At 71.0% G+C, this 14,635-nt stretch carries 27 protein-coding genes; all 27 read left to right on the top strand.

Going from position 1 to position 14,635, the window contains the following annotated elements; genetic code table 11:
• Positions 1-787: hypothetical protein (locus Mth01_RS08540; RefSeq protein ID WP_204014063.1), on the top strand; the 787-nt coding region annotated here is incomplete at its 5' end.
• A 1-nt stretch (position 788) separates the two neighbouring features.
• Positions 789-1,364, top strand: coding sequence for a zinc finger domain-containing protein (locus Mth01_RS08535; protein WP_204014060.1), 576 nt, complete (start codon positions 789-791; stop codon positions 1,362-1,364).
• The gene (locus tag Mth01_RS08530; protein WP_204014057.1) at positions 1,361-1,609 is read left to right on the top strand and encodes a hypothetical protein; all 249 of its coding nucleotides are present in this window, start codon (positions 1,361-1,363) and stop codon (positions 1,607-1,609) included. The genes Mth01_RS08535 and Mth01_RS08530 overlap by 4 nt, the downstream gene beginning before the upstream one ends.
• 139 nt (positions 1,610-1,748) lie before the next feature.
• On the top strand, positions 1,749-1,946 hold the full coding sequence (locus Mth01_RS08525) for a hypothetical protein (RefSeq protein ID WP_204014054.1): 198 nt from the start codon (positions 1,749-1,751) through the stop codon (positions 1,944-1,946).
• A 41-nt stretch (positions 1,947-1,987) separates the two neighbouring features.
• On the top strand, positions 1,988-2,278 hold the full coding sequence (locus tag Mth01_RS08520) for a hypothetical protein (protein ID WP_204014051.1): 291 nt from the start codon (positions 1,988-1,990) through the stop codon (positions 2,276-2,278).
• The gene (locus Mth01_RS08515; protein ID WP_204014048.1) at positions 2,271-2,609 is read left to right on the top strand and encodes a hypothetical protein; all 339 of its coding nucleotides are present in this window, start codon (positions 2,271-2,273) and stop codon (positions 2,607-2,609) included. The genes Mth01_RS08520 and Mth01_RS08515 overlap by 8 nt, the downstream gene beginning before the upstream one ends.
• A complete protein-coding gene (locus Mth01_RS08510) occupies positions 2,602-3,060 on the top strand; it encodes a hypothetical protein (protein ID WP_204014045.1) in 459 nt (152 codons plus the stop codon). Before Mth01_RS08515 ends, Mth01_RS08510 begins: the two co-directional genes overlap by 8 nt.
• Positions 3,053-3,253 carry a hypothetical protein gene (locus Mth01_RS08505; protein ID WP_204014043.1) on the top strand — a complete coding sequence of 67 codons (201 nt, stop codon included), beginning with the start codon at positions 3,053-3,055 and terminating at the stop codon, positions 3,251-3,253. The genes Mth01_RS08510 and Mth01_RS08505 overlap by 8 nt, the downstream gene beginning before the upstream one ends.
• Positions 3,246-3,644, top strand: a complete 399-nt coding sequence (locus Mth01_RS08500; RefSeq protein ID WP_204014040.1) for a hypothetical protein — start codon at positions 3,246-3,248, stop codon at positions 3,642-3,644. The genes Mth01_RS08505 and Mth01_RS08500 overlap by 8 nt, the downstream gene beginning before the upstream one ends.
• Positions 3,644-3,919 carry a hypothetical protein gene (locus tag Mth01_RS08495; protein WP_204014037.1) on the top strand — a complete coding sequence of 92 codons (276 nt, stop codon included), beginning with the start codon at positions 3,644-3,646 and terminating at the stop codon, positions 3,917-3,919. Before Mth01_RS08500 ends, Mth01_RS08495 begins: the two co-directional genes overlap by 1 nt.
• 133 nt (positions 3,920-4,052) lie before the next feature.
• The gene (locus tag Mth01_RS08490; RefSeq protein WP_204014034.1) at positions 4,053-4,232 is read left to right on the top strand and encodes a hypothetical protein; all 180 of its coding nucleotides are present in this window, start codon (positions 4,053-4,055) and stop codon (positions 4,230-4,232) included.
• On the top strand, positions 4,229-5,038 hold the full coding sequence (locus Mth01_RS08485; RefSeq protein ID WP_204014031.1) for a hypothetical protein: 810 nt from the start codon (positions 4,229-4,231) through the stop codon (positions 5,036-5,038). Before Mth01_RS08490 ends, Mth01_RS08485 begins: the two co-directional genes overlap by 4 nt.
• Before the next feature lie 325 nt (positions 5,039-5,363).
• Positions 5,364-5,651, top strand: a complete 288-nt coding sequence (locus Mth01_RS08480) for an HNH endonuclease (RefSeq protein ID WP_204014028.1) — start codon at positions 5,364-5,366, stop codon at positions 5,649-5,651.
• A gap of 203 nt (positions 5,652-5,854) precedes the next feature.
• Complete coding sequence (locus Mth01_RS08475; protein WP_204014025.1) at positions 5,855-6,079, top strand: hypothetical protein; 225 nt, start codon at positions 5,855-5,857, stop codon at positions 6,077-6,079.
• Complete coding sequence (locus Mth01_RS08470) at positions 6,079-6,282, top strand: hypothetical protein (RefSeq protein ID WP_204014022.1); 204 nt, start codon at positions 6,079-6,081, stop codon at positions 6,280-6,282. The genes Mth01_RS08475 and Mth01_RS08470 overlap by 1 nt, the downstream gene beginning before the upstream one ends.
• Positions 6,283-6,289: 7 nt before the next feature.
• Positions 6,290-6,511: a hypothetical protein gene (locus Mth01_RS08465; RefSeq protein WP_204014019.1), complete on the top strand. Its 222-nt coding sequence runs from the start codon at positions 6,290-6,292 to the stop codon at positions 6,509-6,511.
• Positions 6,477-8,015: a hypothetical protein gene (locus tag Mth01_RS08460; RefSeq protein WP_204014016.1), complete on the top strand. Its 1,539-nt coding sequence runs from the start codon at positions 6,477-6,479 to the stop codon at positions 8,013-8,015. Before Mth01_RS08465 ends, Mth01_RS08460 begins: the two co-directional genes overlap by 35 nt.
• Positions 8,016-8,037: 22 nt before the next feature.
• Entirely contained in the window at positions 8,038-8,193 is a 156-nt protein-coding gene (locus tag Mth01_RS08455) for a hypothetical protein (protein ID WP_204014013.1), read from the top strand.
• Entirely contained in the window at positions 8,190-9,359 is a 1,170-nt protein-coding gene (locus Mth01_RS08450; protein WP_204014010.1) for a phage portal protein, read from the top strand. Before Mth01_RS08455 ends, Mth01_RS08450 begins: the two co-directional genes overlap by 4 nt.
• Positions 9,360-9,361: 2 nt before the next feature.
• A complete protein-coding gene (locus Mth01_RS08445; protein WP_239089478.1) occupies positions 9,362-10,129 on the top strand; it encodes an HK97 family phage prohead protease in 768 nt (255 codons plus the stop codon).
• Positions 10,130-10,249: 120 nt separating this feature from the next.
• The gene (locus Mth01_RS08440; protein ID WP_204014004.1) at positions 10,250-11,644 is read left to right on the top strand and encodes a hypothetical protein; all 1,395 of its coding nucleotides are present in this window, start codon (positions 10,250-10,252) and stop codon (positions 11,642-11,644) included.
• A 12-nt stretch (positions 11,645-11,656) separates the two neighbouring features.
• Positions 11,657-11,917 carry a hypothetical protein gene (locus Mth01_RS08435; protein ID WP_204014002.1) on the top strand — a complete coding sequence of 87 codons (261 nt, stop codon included), beginning with the start codon at positions 11,657-11,659 and terminating at the stop codon, positions 11,915-11,917.
• On the top strand, positions 11,917-12,501 hold the full coding sequence (locus Mth01_RS08430) for a phage head-tail connector protein (RefSeq protein WP_204014000.1): 585 nt from the start codon (positions 11,917-11,919) through the stop codon (positions 12,499-12,501). The genes Mth01_RS08435 and Mth01_RS08430 overlap by 1 nt, the downstream gene beginning before the upstream one ends.
• Positions 12,501-12,932, top strand: coding sequence for a hypothetical protein (locus Mth01_RS08425; protein ID WP_204013998.1), 432 nt, complete (start codon positions 12,501-12,503; stop codon positions 12,930-12,932). Before Mth01_RS08430 ends, Mth01_RS08425 begins: the two co-directional genes overlap by 1 nt.
• 15 nt (positions 12,933-12,947) lie before the next feature.
• The gene (locus Mth01_RS08420; RefSeq protein WP_204013996.1) at positions 12,948-13,691 is read left to right on the top strand and encodes a hypothetical protein; all 744 of its coding nucleotides are present in this window, start codon (positions 12,948-12,950) and stop codon (positions 13,689-13,691) included.
• Positions 13,692-13,720: 29 nt separating this feature from the next.
• Positions 13,721-14,137 carry a phage tail protein gene (locus tag Mth01_RS08415; protein ID WP_204013994.1) on the top strand — a complete coding sequence of 139 codons (417 nt, stop codon included), beginning with the start codon at positions 13,721-13,723 and terminating at the stop codon, positions 14,135-14,137.
• A complete protein-coding gene (locus tag Mth01_RS08410; RefSeq protein WP_204013992.1) occupies positions 14,137-14,634 on the top strand; it encodes a hypothetical protein in 498 nt (165 codons plus the stop codon). The genes Mth01_RS08415 and Mth01_RS08410 overlap by 1 nt, the downstream gene beginning before the upstream one ends.
• Position 14,635 lies beyond the last annotated feature (1 nt).

The raw sequence follows: 14,635 nt of genomic DNA, 5'->3' as shown, positions 1-14,635 counted from the left end.
GGGTGTTTCCGCAGGTCAGACCGCAGACGGATTTCCCGCCACCGGTCCCGACCTGGGCGAACACACCCACCAAGGCACGTTTCCGCAGGTCGCAACCGGTGGCGGAAAATCCGTCCCCGGCACGTCTTATAAGAAGACCAAAGAAGACCAGGAGAAGACCAGAGAGAGAGCGCCCTCGGCGCTCCCGCACCCCCGGCCCGACGCCCCAGCCGCGATCGACGCCGAGATCACCCGCATGGTCGCCGACATCACCGGCCTGACCATCGACGACCGGCACGCCGCCGACCTCCGCCACCGGCTCCTCGCCGGACGGCCGACCGCAGCGGGAAACCCCCTGCTCTACGTCCAGACCACCATCCGCCGCCTCGGCGACACCGGCCGCGCCGCCGAACTCCTGCCCCCCTCGCTGATCGACGCCTACGAGGCACGCACCGGCCGCACGACCACCCGGCCCGCCCCGAGCGGCCCCGCCAAGACGGCCCTCCCCGACGACTTCCCCATCACCGACGCCATGCGCCGCTGGGTCGCCGCCACCTTCCCCGGCCTCGACGCCGACCACGAAACCGCCAAGTTCCGCGACCACCACCGCGCCCACGGCACCCGCATGGCCGACTGGCACGCCGCCTGGCAGAAGTGGATCCGCCAAGCCCACGACTTCGCCACCCGCCGCCCGGCCACCACGACCGACCTGGCCCCGCGAGCGCCCACCCCCCGCTACCGCTCCACCGGAGACCAGCGGTTCGCCGAAACCCAAGCCCTCAAAGCCCTCTACCCCGAAGGGAGCTGACATGGACAAACACCAGACGATCGACCTACTGTCCGCGATCGCCGCCATCGACAAACGCAAGATCGGACAGACCGAGGTCAATACCTGGCACATGATCCTCGGACACCTCGACCTCGACGACGCGCTCCAAGCCACCGCCCACCACTTCGCCACCTCGACCGACTACCTCATGCCCGTGCACATCGTCACCGGCGTCAAGCGGATCCGCGCCGACCGCCTCGACCGCAGCATCACCGCACCGCCACCGGCCGAGCTGTCCGACGACGCCCGCGCCGCCCAAGCCTGGCTCCAGCAGCAGATCAAGAAGATCGCTGACGGCAAGGCCGTGAACAACCTGCCCGCTCTGCCCCCCGGCGAACGCCGCCCCGGACCACCACCGACAGAGTTCGAGCGGACACGCGACGCCATGGACGACGACGACGGCGCCGACGCCACGATCCGCCGCGCGGCCCTCCGAGTCGCCTGCCCGCACTGCGGAGCCCTCCCCGGCAAGCCCTGCGTCCTGTCGGGCACCACGACGCCCCTCAAGGGCAAGCCCGCGCATGACGCCCGGATCGAAGCGGCGGGCCTGTCATGACCCACGAACGCCTCGGCCCCGCCAGCGACGACCCCGACATCCGCCAAGCCTGGACCGACCTCCGCCAGGGCCTCGACGCCCTCATCCGGCCCTACGTCTCCGAGGTCAGCCGCGACGACCTGGTCCGCCGGATCATCGCCGAGCTCGTGGCCGGCCCCGGCTGGAAGCCGCCGTTGAAGCCCGTGCCGGACTTCATGGTCCAGGCCCGTGTTGCCCGTGCTCTCGCCTCGGAGGACCTCGCATGACCCCGCGCTTCTGGCCGTTCCACGTCCACCGCTGGACCGTCATCGCCGTCGACGGCCGGGCCTGGACCTACCGGTGCCCGTGCGGCCGGACCAAGACCCGCGTCCGCTGACCAGTTCAAATTCCCTGAAGGAGAACGCCATGCTGCCCCAGATCCCGCTCGACGACCCGCGCGTCCTGGCCCTGGCCAAGGCCCGCCAGCAGCTCGCCCACGACTGCGCATACTGCCCGAGCTGGGAGGAGCTGACCGACGAGGAGCGGGAGGGCTCACTGCCCGACGCCCGCAACTACTTGGAGTCAGCGATCAACGCCGGACTCATCCCGCCCGCCGAGAGCTGACCTGTCGAACCCCATCGCCAACCGAACCGAGGAGTAACCCCGTGGAACCCGTGACCGAGAAGACGCCCGCCGAGCAGCTGCGCGCCGCCGCCGCCCGGCTGCGCGAGGACGAGACCGTGCTCCAGTTGATCCAGTTCACGGTCAACACCCCGCCCGGTAAATGCTGGCGCGTCACTCAAGCCCTAGCCGAGCCGCTCGCCGCCTGGCTGGAGCAGACCGCCCGTGGCATCCAGGCGCACATCGACGTCCGCGCGTCAATCGAGCAGCTGGAGCAGGTGCATGCGCACGCCCTGGACGTGGCCCGCGTCATCCTCGGAGGCGACCGTGGCTAACCCGCCGCTGATGGTGATCCCGATGCCCGCACCCGCCACCCTCGTCGCCCACGCCATCGAGACCGCCGCCGCCCACTGGGCCGAGCGTGGCCAGGTGCTGACGACCGGGCACCTGCTCAACGAGGAGACCGGCTACGGTCCGGCGCTCGTCATCCCCGCACCGGAGCCGCCCGACGAGACCGGCCTGGTGGTCGTGCCCGCCGACGACCTCCGCCACGCCATCGAACTGCTCGCCGATGGCGCCGACACGTGCGGGCTGCCGGAGTGTGGCGGCTCGATTTGCCAGGTGATCACCCGCCTGAACGCCGCCCTGGAGGGTGACCGTGGCTGACCTGACCCCCGAAGAGCGCACCCTGATCGACGCCGTGACCCCCCTCGCCCGCGCCGCCCTGCACGCCTCCCAACGCGAGGACTGGCCCACCTGCAAGCAGCTCATCGAGCAGATCAGCCGCGAACTCGGCGCTGACGGCATCTACATGGCCGCCCTCGCCTGGCTCGACACGATGCTCGACTACGCCAAGCCCCCAGGCGCGAAGGGCATGGCCGTGCCCGCCTGGCGGGACGCCGACACCGGGCAGCACACCAAGGACGCCCACCAGGTCAGGCCCTCGATCGCATGGTGCGGGCAGCTCGCCGTCGCCCGCGCCAACGACGACCAGGGCACCTTCGAGGCGCTGTTCGAGGCGATCCCCGAAGGTCAGGAGGGGGCGTACGTCGCCGAGCTACTCATGATCGCCGGGATGACCATCAACGCCGCCCTGCGGGGAGGCCGCCGTGGGTGAGGCGATCGGCTATGTCGTCGTCGAGTACAACCAGGCATCCCGCATGCCCGACCTGCCGTGCGCCGTGACCCTGCACCGCAGCGTGGACGACGCCCGCGCCGAGATGGAGGACCTCGCCGCCGAGACCGCCCGGGTGGGCCGCCGCGAGCGGTACGCCATCGCCGCCGTGATCCTGGAGGACGACGATGCCTGACCTGCGCTACTGGCACGGCGGAGCCCCCGGCCTCACCCCCGGGGACCTCATCGAACCGCGCCCCGGCGACGACCGGCGGCACCTCGTGGACGGCTGCCCCCGCTGCGAAGCCCGTAAGGCCGGGCAACCCCTCGCCGACGACCACGCCCGCGCCGACCGGATCTACGTGACCACCGACCGCGACTACGCCCGCGTCTACGCCGCCGGCTACCCCCGCGGCGGCCTGTACGTCGTGGAGCCGCTCGGCGAGCTGGAGGAGACCACCGGCGTGGACGATCCCGCGCCGTCGTGGGCGGTCACGTCGGCCCGGGTGGTGGCCGTGTACGACCCGGTCGTGGTCGCGACGCGCAAGGACTGGCGGCGGTGGATGCGCCGCTACGGGGGGATCTGATGCCGATCATCGACGTCTGGGCCGTCATCACCGACCCCGACATCCCCCGCGACGTCGGGCAGCGGCTCCTCGCCCGCCAGGCCGCCCACCGGCAGCGCCTCACACCTGAGCCGTGCCCGGATGCCGACAAGCCGTACCTCGCCCGGCACGTGATCCGCCAGTGCGCGGCCCACGACGAGCTGATCCGGCAGTGTGACGGCGGGCAGTGGGCTCACTTCGCCGACGGCCAGCTCTGCCCTCCGCGCGCCGAGCCTGACGAGGAGCTGACCCCGTGAGCCCCCGTCACCCCGTGGGCGGCCCTGTACGCAACGGAGACGGCCGAACCCCGCCCCTCGCGGGTGACGAATCGTCAGCCACCCTCCCACGGGCCTCTACGGCCCTCACAGCCCCGCAACCTAGGAGACGCCCGTGAACACCGGATTGCGCCAACTGCTCCGCACGGCCTGGCCGGCCCGCAGGCCCGCCGTGGCGACGCCCGAGGGGCAGGTCCTGGCCGAACTCGCCGCGCTGACCGCCAAGCACGGCCCATGGGAGGCCGCTCGCCGCCTGTTCGCCCCCGAAACCGGCACGCCCGGGAGCCGCCCGTGACCCTCAACTGCCCCGTCTGCGCCCACCCCATGCCCGGCCACCACCGCGTGTGCCGGGCATGCGCGGCAGGCCTCGCCCGTGACCTCGCCGACGTGCCATCCCTCGCTCTGCACCTCGACGTCGCCATCGCCCGCCAGGCCCGCATCGGCGACGGCGGCGGGCCGCGTTCGGCCGATGCGCTGCCGTGGGATGAGCGCGCCGCCGAGGCCTCCGCCGTGCTGCGCTCCACGCTGGTCGGGTGGGTTCGCGTCCTCGCCGACGGCGTCCGCGAGACGCCCGGCCCCACCTGTCCCGGCGACTGCGGCCACCGCTCCTGCACGTACATCACCCTCGCCCACCCGCCCGCCGACACGCTCCCGGCCCTGTCCCGGTGGCTGTCCCGTCACCGCGCTTGGCTCACCGGGCACCCGGCCGCCGATGAGGCCGTCGACGAGATCCGCGCCGCCGTACGCCACGCCCGGCGCGCGATCGACCTGCCCCCCGGCCTGTGGTACGCCGGGCCCTGCGGAGTCGCGGACTGTACCGCGGACCTGTACGCCCGCCACGGCGCCCGCGTCATCCGCTGCCATGAGTGCCGGGCGACGCATGACGCCGACGCCCGCCAGGAGTGGCTACTCGCACAGGTGGCCGACCACCTCGGCACGGCCACGGAAATCGCCCGCGCCCTGCACGGCTTCCAGCACGCGCTGACCCCGTCCATGGTCCGCGGGTACGCCCATCGCGGCCGCCTCGCCGCCCACGGCACCGACGAGCACGGTCGCCCCCTGTACCGCGTCGGTGACGTCCTGGCCCTCGTGTCGGCTTGACGGGCGACCAGGGCGAACGCGACCATGTGATCAGCTACGACGATTAGGCCCGCCACCGTGCGGGCCTGCGTCGTCTCCGAGGGCTCCCACTAGGGGGGACGCTCAGGGATGGGTAGACCAGCCCCGGCCCGTGGCCGCAGTGCTGGCCGGTCGCCACAACCGGTAAGTGGCTCCCTGTCTCCCCGCCGCCACCATGCAAGACCCCGGCGCCGCACCACGGATGGGTGCCGGGCACATCAAGGCTTCCGATTGGGGTCGGAAGGCTGGGGATGGGGCAGGGCGGCAGGGGCACGGGACCTGCCGCCCGCTCACCCTGGGAGGGACGATGGACCGCGCCGAACTCACCAGCTACGCCTACCGCAAGCTACGCGCGCGCATCCTCGCCACCTCGGACGTGTGCATCCTGTGCGGGCACGGCAGCGCGGACGCGGTCGACCACGTGATCTCCGTCAAGCGCGGCGGCCCCCGGCTCGACCCCGGCAACCTCGCCCCCATCCACGGCGACAACGGCTGCCCCACCTGCCTGCGCAAATGCAACCGCGAGAAGAGCGACAAGCCATTGTCCGAGGTCAAACACTTGATCACATCACGTGACTGGTATTCGGGACCGTGACCAAGATTTTTTAAAATCGGACATTTCCACAGCCCCAGGCGACCCTTTCTTTTTTCTCTCCCCGGGACGATCATCAGGGGTGATCTTGGAGGTGTGGCGGTGTCCTGGTGCGTCGTCAGTGGCGAGTAGTTCCCAAGTCGTGAGGCCCCGTGTTCTGGCCCGTTCCCGGGGCCTCACCCATCCCTGCCATCCAAGGAGGACCCATGTCCCAGCCCCTCGAAGGCCGTCACCCCGGCACCGTGCAGATCGCCCGGCACTTCGCCTACGACCACCTGCCCGAGCACCTGCAGGCCGTCTCCCGGCCGTGCGGTGATCTCGCCGCGCTGATGATCGCGGCCCTGCCGGACGGTCCGGAGCTGACGGCCGGGCTGCGGAAGCTGCTGGAGGCGAAGGACTGCTTCGTCCGCGCCGCGCTGGACAAGTCCTGATGGCCTCGGAGCAGCTCAGGACCATCCGTGCCGCGCTGGACTCGCTGCCCGCGCAGTGCATCTACCACGGCGAGAACACCGAGCCGCCGTCGGGCTCCCTGCTCTGGCGTGAGGCCTGCTGCGACACCGGCATCCCAGCGCAACGCCGCAAGCTCGCCGAACAGGCGCTCGATCAGGTGGCGGTGACGCATGGGGCCGGTTGAGAAGGCTGTGCGTGACGACGTCGCCGACCTCGGCGACCTGGTCGGGGTCGAGCCGTCGCTGTCGGAGATGGCCTACCGGCTGGCCCGGGAGATCGACGGCGGAGGTGACGACGGCAAGCTCCTCCCCCAGCTGAACCGGGAGCTGCGTCAGACGCTCGCTCAGCTGCTGGCCGCCAGGGCTCCCGAGGAGGACGATGACGACCTCGGAGATCTGGCAGCCCCCGAGTGAGTTCGCCGAGCAGTGCCGGGAGCTGTACGGGCTGACGTGTCCGCCGCGGTGGGGGACGCCGCGTCGACCGGAGTATCCGAGCCTGGGGCCGAAGGCGTGGAAGGTCATGGAGCGGCTGGGGTTCCCGCCGATGCCGTGGCAGCGGTACGTGCTGGACGTCGCGCTGGAGATCGACCCGGCCACGGGGCTTTTCGCCTACCGCGAGGTCGGGCTGAGCGTCAGCCGGCAGCAGGGCAAGACGCAGCAGATCCTCGGCGTGCAGGTGCATCGGGCGATGGCCTGGGCTCGGCAGAACATCGTGTATGCGGCGCAGACGCGGGGCATGGCCCGGCAGCGGTGGGAGGACGAGTTCCTGGCCACGCTGGACGATTCCAGCCTTGCGGGCAAGTATCGGGCGCGGAAGTCGAACGGCCACGAGGCGATCATCTGGCGGAAGACCCGTTCCAAGATGGGGATCACGGCGAACACGGAGAAGGCCGGCCATGGTCCGCCGCTGGATCTGGGTGTGATCGATGAGGCGTTCGCGCATGAGGATGACCGGCTGGAGCAGGCGTTCTCTCCGGCGATGCTGACGCGGCCGATGGGGCAGCTGTGGTGGGCGAGTGCGGGTGGCACCGATAAGAGCGCGTGGCTGAACAAGAAGCGCGCCGCCGGGCGGGAGATCGTCGAGCGGCTGTGGGCCGAGGGCGTGCATCCTCGGATCGCGTACTTCGAGTGGTTCGCTCCGGACGACCTGCCGCGGGATGATCCGGCGACGTGGCGGATGTGCCTGCCCGCGCTGGGGTTCACGGTGACCGAGGCGACGATCCGGGCCGAGCTGGAGAAGCTGGATCCGGGTGAGTTCGATCGGGCGTACCTGAACCGGACGCGCAAGTCGACCCCTCCGCAGGATCCGAACGTGCCGGTGGCGGCGTGGCAGGGTCTGGCCGATCCCGTCTCGCAGGCGGGGCCGGAGCTGGCGTTCGCGGTCGAGGTGTCGCAGGACCGGGCGTGGTCGTCGATCGCCCTGGCGGCGGCGCGTGAGGACGGGCGCGTGCACCTGGAGCTGGTGGACCGGCGGCCGGGCACGGATTGGGTGATCCCGGCGGTTGTGCGGTTGCGGGAGCTGTGGGATCCGGTGGCGGTGGCGGTCGCCGCGTCGGGGTCGCCGTCGGCGTCGCTGATCGACGGCCTGATCGCGGCCGGGGTGACGGCGCCGGAGGACAAGGAGCGTCCGCGCCGGGGTGACCTGGTTGTCATGCGGTCCGGTGACCTGGTCGAGGCGTGCGGGCAGATGGCCGATGCGATCAATCAGGGTACGGCCGTGCATCGGGACCAGGCGGAGCTGACGGCCGCGGTGTCCGGGGCGCGGACGCGTCCGAGTGGTGATGCGTGGACGTTGGATCGGCGGCGCTCTCTGGCGGACGTGGGCCCGTTCTATGCGGTGACGCTGGCCCGGTGGGCGCTGGTGTCGCGGGCGGAGGCGGGCCGGGACGATTACGACCCGCTCGACTCGGTGTACTGAAGGAGACGGCGTGCGGGAGCTGGTGACGACCTTGCTTGACGTGCTGGGGCTGCTGCTGGTCGCGGCCGGGGTGGCAGGCGGGCTGTGGCCGGCTGTCGGCTGGTGGGCGCTGGCGGCGGGCGGGGTGGTGGTGCTCGGCGGGTCGGCGCTGGCGGCGCGGATGGCTGGTGCCGCGTGAGCTTGTTCGCGTGGCGCGCGTCGCGGTCGGTGCAGGACGGGTCGGTGGTTCCGGCGCGGCCCCCGGCGGTGCGCGGGTCGGTGGCGGTGACGAATGACAGCGCTCTGCGGCATTCGGCGGTGTGGGCGTGCTGCCGGCTGCGGGCGAACGTGGTGAGCACGCTGCCGATCGACGTGTTCCGCCGGGTGGCGGGCGTCCAGGTGGAGGTGCCCAAGCCGCCGGTGCTGGTCACTCCGGACGGCCGGGCGGACATGGTGGAGTGGATGTACTCGACCCAGTTCGATCTGGATCGGGGCGGCAACTGCTTCGGTCTGGTCACGGCCCGGGATGGGGTGGGGTATCCCGCGCGGATCGAGCTGATGCCGCTGGCCGACGTCTCGGTGATCGTCCGGGACTATGAGCTGGTCAAGTATCGGATCCGGGGCAGGGAGTACGACCCGGCCGATGTGTGGCATGAGCGGCAGTACACAGTCCCTGGTCTGCACGTGGGTCTGTCGCCGATCGCGTATGCGGCCTGGAGCATCGGTGAGTACCTCAGCATTCAGGAGTTCGCGACGGATTGGTTCGGTCGTGGCGCGGTGCCGGCTGCGCACCTGAAGAACACCGCGAAGACGCTGACGACAGGTCAGGCCGACGAGACGAAGAAGCGTTTCAAGGCCAGCGTGGAGAACGGCGGCGTGTTCGTCACCGGCTCGGACTGGGAGTACAAGATGCTGCAGGCCGAGGCGACAGGCCGGGAGTGGATTGAGGCCAAGCAGTTCGGTGTGGGGGATGTCGCCCGGTTTTTCGATGTGCCGGGTGATCTGATCGATGCCGCGGTGTCGTCGGGCAGCATCACCTATGCGTCGATCACGCAGCGGCATCTGGACTTCCTGGTGATGCATCTGGGTCCGAGCATTGTGCGCCGGGAGACCGCGCTGGGGCGACTCCTGCCGAGGCCCCGCTACGTGAAGATCAATACGGATGCGTTGTTGCGGATGGACTCGAAGGCGCGGGCCGACATGTTCCGTACGCAGGTCGAGTCTCGTGTGCTCGCTCCGTCGGAGGCGCGGGAGCTGGAGAACCGGCCGCCGTTCACTGACGAGCAGCTCGCCGAGTTCGATCGTTTGTTCGGCCCGCCGAAGGCGGCCACGCCTACCCCCGCCAAGTCAGGAGCGGACAGTTGACGATGTTGAGTGATCTTCGTGATGCCGCCACGCGCCGCGCGCAAGGCGTGCGCGCCCCAGCGGACCGGCCGTCTCAGCGCAGGTGCGCCGAGCAGCCCGGATCTCGGGCCGCCGCCCGTGTGCCGGCCTCCATCGAACTACGCGAGACGCCGGGCGGATCAGGGCTGCTGGAGTTCGTCGGCCATGCCTCGGTGTACGAGCACGGCTACACCATGTACGACTGGTACGGCCCGTACACCGAGATCGTGTCGGCTGGCGCCGGTGCCGAGTCTTTGGCGCTGGCGGACCTGGACGTGCCGCTGGTCCTCGCGCATGACCAGCTCCGCCGGATCGCCCGCACGACCACTGGCACGCTGACCCTGGCCGAGGATGAGACCGGCCTTTCGGTCCGCGCCCCGGCGCTCGACCCGGCCGACTATGACGTGGCGTACATCGCGCCGAAGCTCCGCGCCGGGCTGGTCGATGAGATGTCGTTCGCGTTCCGGATCGAGGCCGGCCAATGGAGCCCGGACTACATGGAGTACCGGATCACCCGGTATGACATCCATCGGGGCGACGTCGCGATCGTCGGCTATGGCGCGAACCCCGCTACCGATGCCGCCCTGCGGTCCATGGATCCGCTGAAGGTGATCGAGGGCTTGGACGACGACCGGGCCCGCGCCGTCCTGGCCGCGCTGTCCGCGCGGCTGGCCCCGCCGAGCCGGGAGATTCCCACGACTTCGCGGGTCGTCATCACCGATGACGACGTCCGCGAGCGCGTCATCCGCTGACGCGCATCCCCTGCCCGCTTCGCGCATGACCACCTCGCGCCGCGCTCACGCCTGGCCTGGGGTGTCACCGCCTGTCGCCTGCAGGGCCATTTCCCCGAACACACGCGAAAGGACGACGAGATGACGCTCGCTCAGTTGCTCGCGCAGCTCCGGGGCCAGATGGCCTCCAAGCTGGAGCAGCGCAACACGCACGCCAAGGAGCTGGCCACGCTCCGCGGGCAGGACGACCCCGATGAGGCGCGGGTCGCCGAGCTGCGCAAAGCGAAGGACGACCTGGACGCCGAGCTGGACCAGATGCAGGCGCGGGCCGCCGAGTACGAGGCGGAGCTCGCCCGCGACGACGCCGCCGACCGGCTGGCCCGGGAGGTCACGCCGGGGGCCGACAAGCCGCGGTACGACCAGGTCGCCCGGGTGGGCGCCGAGGCGCGTACCTATCGGCCCGACCTCGACCCGCGCGGCCAGGTGTTCCTGCGGGACGTCGCGCGGGCGTTCGTGATGCGGGACTTCGCCGCCACCGACCGCCTGATGGCGCACCTGCGTGAGGAGCGGGTGGAGCGTGGCGAGTACATGAACCGGGCCACCGGCACCGGGAACTTCGACGGCCTGACCGTGCCGCAGTATCTGACGGACATGTTCGCCAAGCACGCCAAGGCGGGCCGGCCGTTCGCGAACGCGATCAGGTCGCACGATTTGCCGGCCGAGGGCATGAACGTGTACATCGGGCGTGGCACGACGGGCACGGACACCGGTGTGCAGTCCGCTCAGGGTGACGCGGCGACCGATCAGGGCTTTGACGACACGCTGCTGACCATCCCGGTGCAGACGAACGCGGGTCAGCAGACGATGTCCCGGCAGGCGGTCGAGCGGACGTCCGGCGCGCTGGACGTCACGATGGAGGACCTGTTCCGGGCGTATGGCACGAAGCTCGACCACACGCTGATCAACCAGGCGACGACCGGCCTGAGTGCCGTCGCGACCGCCGTGACGTACACGGACACGACGCCGACGGTGGAGGAGTTCTGGCCGAAGATCCAGGAGGGTCTGGCCGGGGTGGAGACGGCGCTGCTGGATCAGGTGACGGCGGACTCGTTCCTGGCGGTCATGCATCCGCGGCGGTGGCGGTGGATGAATCAGGCCCTCACCTCGAAGTGGCCGCTGATCCAGCAGCCGGGCATGGACGCGCGGTCGGGCGGCCTCAACTACGGCGAGGTGTACGGCAGCGGGTTCCGCGGGCTGCTGCCGGATGGCACGCCGGTGGTCGTGGACGCCAACGTGCCGGCCGGTCTGGGCACGGGCACCAACGAGGACGAGGTGTACGTCCTCAGCCGGGACGAGTGCCACCTGTGGGAGGACCCGGACGCGCCGTTCTTCATCCGGGCCGAGGAGACCAAGGCGGCGAGCGTGCAGATCCTGTTCGTGGTGTACGGGTACTTCGCGTACACGCATGCCAGGTATGCGCAGGCTCGGAAGATCGCCGGGACGGGTCTGGCCACGCCGACCTTCAGCGGCCAGTAGTAGGGAGCGCCGATGGCCTGCAACATCGAGACATTCGCCGCAACCGACGAGACGATGGTCGCGGCGCTGCTGCGGGAGCGTGAGGGCTACGTCCGGCACGGCATGGCCGACCGTGTGGCTCAGGTGGATGAGCAGCTCAAGCACTACGGCTATGAGGCGGAGCGGGACGCCGGCCCGGCCGCTGTGGCGAGGTCGCCGCGGGGTCGTAACGCCGAGGGCGGGCGGCAGACCGCCGAGGGCGGGAGCGGCAGGACGGCGGCCCGGCGGTCCTGATGGCGGACTACACCGACCTGCCTACGCTCAAGTCGGCGCTCGGCATCACCGACTCGGGCCGGGATGAGCTGCTGACGCGGGCGATCGCTGCGGCGTGCCGGGCGATCGACAAGCGGACCGGCCGCACGTTCGGGCTCGCGGGCACGGCGACCGCCCGGGTGTTCGACCCGTGCGGCCGTGTGGCGCGCGAGCGTTCTGGGGACGTGCTGCTGGTCGACGACATCGGCAGCGGTGACGGCCTGACGGTCGAGACGGGCGGCGGCACGTGGACGGCGGTGACCGCGTATGAGACCCGCCCCGGCAACGCCCTGGCCAAGGGCGACCCGGTGACGGGGCTGTTGCGGGTGGCGGGAGGCTGGGGGTCCGGCGGCGGCCGGGTGCGGGTCACGGCGCGGTGGGGCTGGCCGGCGGTGCCAGACGACATCGAGCTGGCCGCCCGGCTGCAGGCGTCCCGGCTCTACCGCAGGAAGGACAGCCCGGAAGGGGTCGCCGGGTCGGCGGAGTGGGGGCTGATGCGGCTGCCGCGGCTGGATCCGGACGTTCAGGCGCTGGTCGCGCCGTATGAGCTGGGGGGTTTCGCCTGATGGACGTCGGCGCGATCCGCCAGGCGCTCGCCGACGCGGTGTCGGCCGCCGCGATTCCCGGGCTGTCCTGTTTCGGTTACGTCCCCGACTCGGTGCCCGTGCCGTGTTTCTACGCGGGCGAAGTCGAGATCGATTTCGACCGGGCGTTCGGGCGTGGCTTGGATGAGGTGCGGGTCACGTGCCGGGTCCTGGTCAGCCGGGCCGATGACAAGAGCGGCCAGGCCGCGCTCGACGCCTACCTCGCCGGGTCGGGTCCGGGCAGCCTCAAGACGGCGATCGAGGCGGCCCGGGGCGCCCCGGGCGTGCCCGCCCTCGGTGGCCTTGCTCACGATGTGCACGTGGTGCGGGTGCAGGGTTACCGGCTGTACACGGTCGGCGAGGTCGAGTACTACGGCGCGGAGATCACGGTTCGTGTGATCGGGAAGGGCTGACGTATGCCCGGGCTGGTGCTATTGAACTCCCGGATTTTCGCCGGGGCGGCCGACCTGACGGGCCAGTCGAACAAGGTCGAGCTGGCGTGCGAGGTGGAGGACAAGGACGTCACGGCGTTCAAGCCGGCGGGTGATCCGGATGCCGGGTGGGCGGAGGTTCTCGGCGGGCTGGCGTCGACGTCGATCTCGGCCTCGGGGCAGTGGGAGGCCGGCGATCCGGGCCGGGTCGATGACGAGTCGTGGGCGGCCCTGGCCGGGCGGTCGCGCCATCCGTGGACGATCTGCCCGGTGTCGGCGGCCGTGGGGGAGCTGGCGTGGGTCGCCGAGGCGTTGCGGACGGAGTACACGCTGGGTGACGCCGTCGGCGAGGTCGCCCCGTGGGAGGCGCAGGCGTCGGGTACGGCGCCGCTGCTGCGCGGTCAGGTGGCGCATCCGCCGGGGACGGCTCGTACGGCGTCGGGTTCGGGGGTGGCGCTGAATCTGGGGGCGCTGACGGCCGGGCAGCGGGTGTGCGCGTCCCTGCATGTGCTGTCGGTGGCGGGCACGGCGGCGCCTGTGATCACGGCGCGTGTGGAGTCCAGCGGCACCAGCGGGTTCGCCACGGCGACGACGCGGGCGACGTTCGCCGCGGCGGGCACGCCGGGCGGCCAGGTCGCCCGGGTGGCCGGGCCGGTGACTGACACCTGGTGGCGGCTGGCGTGGACCATTTCGGGGACCGCGCCGTCTTTTCTCTTCATGGGCGCCGTCGCCGTCGCATAGACAGCCGTTCCTGGCGTAAGGAGATCAACATGGCGAAGATGGTGTTGCTCGCGTCCTACGTGAGCATCGCGGGCAATGACCTGTCCGACCACTGCAACAAGATCGAGCTTTCGGCGGAGGTCGAGGACAAGGACGTCACGACGTTCAAGAGTCTCGGCTGGCAGGAGCTGCTCGGCGGCCTGGCGTCGGGCGAGCTGGCGGTCACGTTGCAGCAGGACTACGCCGCGGCCCAGATTGACGCGATCATGTGGCCGTTGTTCCTCGGCCGGGTGCCGGTCGATTTCGAGGTCCGCGCCGATCAGGCTGCCGCTTCCGCGTCCAATCCGAAGTGGACGGGCAAGGTTCTGATCAAGGAGTGGAAGCCGCTCGCGGGCGCGGTCGGTGACGTGGCCGAGGCGGAGGCGTCCTGGCCGACCTCGGGTGCGATCGCGCGGGCGACGTCCTGATGATCGAGCTGTCGGCCGATCAGGAGGCGTTGCAGGCGCTCGGCCGGGCGCTCAAGCAAGAGGCGGACGGCAAGGCGCTGCGACGGGACTTGCTGAAGGAGCTGAAGAAACCGCTCGCGCCCGCCATCGCGGAGATCAAGTCCGGGCTGATGTCGATCGGGTCGGGCGGCCTGCCGTCCGAAGGTGAGCCGCTGCGCGCGTCGGTGGGACGGAAGATCCGGGCCGAGGCGAAGCTGTCCGGGTTCGGGACGGGGGTGCGGGTGAAGGCCCGCCGCACCCCGGCAGTGCGGGGTTTCGCCAACGCCCCCAAGCGGCTCAACTCTCGCAAGGGGTGGCGGCACCGGGTGTACGGCCGGGACGTGTGGGTGCAGCAGGTCGGCAAGCCCGGCTACTTCGACGATCCGCTCCGGGGCCGCAAGGCGCAGTTCCGCACCGCGGTGCTGCAGGCCATGAACGATATGGCGGCGCGGATCGCCGCGAACGCGAAGAAAGGCTGAC

The sequence above is a fragment of the Sphaerimonospora thailandensis genome, assembly GCF_016863115.1.
GTDB lineage: Bacteria > Actinomycetota > Actinomycetes > Streptosporangiales > Streptosporangiaceae > Sphaerimonospora > Sphaerimonospora cavernae.
Note: the sequence above shows the minus strand (reverse complement) of the source record. Positions and strands in the feature narration are given on the sequence as shown.

What these genes read in the sequence shown, in the direction of transcription:
- Mth01_RS08435 (WP_204014002.1), top strand. Translation starts at nt 11,657, where the DNA reads ATGGCCTGCAACATCGAGACATTCGCCGCAACCGACGAGACGATGGTC.
- Mth01_RS08475 (WP_204014025.1), top strand. Translation starts at nt 5,855, where the DNA reads ATGTCCCAGCCCCTCGAAGGCCGTCACCCCGGCACCGTGCAGATCGCC.
- Mth01_RS08495 (WP_204014037.1), top strand. Translation starts at nt 3,644, where the DNA reads ATGCCGATCATCGACGTCTGGGCCGTCATCACCGACCCCGACATCCCC.
- Mth01_RS08535 (WP_204014060.1), top strand. Translation starts at nt 789, where the DNA reads ATGGACAAACACCAGACGATCGACCTACTGTCCGCGATCGCCGCCATC.
- Mth01_RS08430 (WP_204014000.1), top strand. Translation starts at nt 11,917, where the DNA reads ATGGCGGACTACACCGACCTGCCTACGCTCAAGTCGGCGCTCGGCATC.
- Mth01_RS08415 (WP_204013994.1), top strand. Translation starts at nt 13,721, where the DNA reads ATGGCGAAGATGGTGTTGCTCGCGTCCTACGTGAGCATCGCGGGCAAT.
- Mth01_RS08440 (WP_204014004.1), top strand. Translation starts at nt 10,250, where the DNA reads ATGACGCTCGCTCAGTTGCTCGCGCAGCTCCGGGGCCAGATGGCCTCC.
- Mth01_RS08480 (WP_204014028.1), top strand. Translation starts at nt 5,364, where the DNA reads ATGGACCGCGCCGAACTCACCAGCTACGCCTACCGCAAGCTACGCGCG.
- Mth01_RS08525 (WP_204014054.1), top strand. Translation starts at nt 1,749, where the DNA reads ATGCTGCCCCAGATCCCGCTCGACGACCCGCGCGTCCTGGCCCTGGCC.
- Mth01_RS08410 (WP_204013992.1), top strand. Translation starts at nt 14,137, where the DNA reads ATGATCGAGCTGTCGGCCGATCAGGAGGCGTTGCAGGCGCTCGGCCGG.
- Mth01_RS08500 (WP_204014040.1), top strand. Translation starts at nt 3,246, where the DNA reads ATGCCTGACCTGCGCTACTGGCACGGCGGAGCCCCCGGCCTCACCCCC.
- Mth01_RS08425 (WP_204013998.1), top strand. Translation starts at nt 12,501, where the DNA reads ATGGACGTCGGCGCGATCCGCCAGGCGCTCGCCGACGCGGTGTCGGCC.
- Mth01_RS08470 (WP_204014022.1), top strand. Translation starts at nt 6,079, where the DNA reads ATGGCCTCGGAGCAGCTCAGGACCATCCGTGCCGCGCTGGACTCGCTG.
- Mth01_RS08445 (WP_239089478.1), top strand. Translation starts at nt 9,362, where the DNA reads ATGTTGAGTGATCTTCGTGATGCCGCCACGCGCCGCGCGCAAGGCGTG.
- Mth01_RS08530 (WP_204014057.1), top strand. Translation starts at nt 1,361, where the DNA reads ATGACCCACGAACGCCTCGGCCCCGCCAGCGACGACCCCGACATCCGC.
- Mth01_RS08460 (WP_204014016.1), top strand. Translation starts at nt 6,477, where the DNA reads ATGACGACCTCGGAGATCTGGCAGCCCCCGAGTGAGTTCGCCGAGCAG.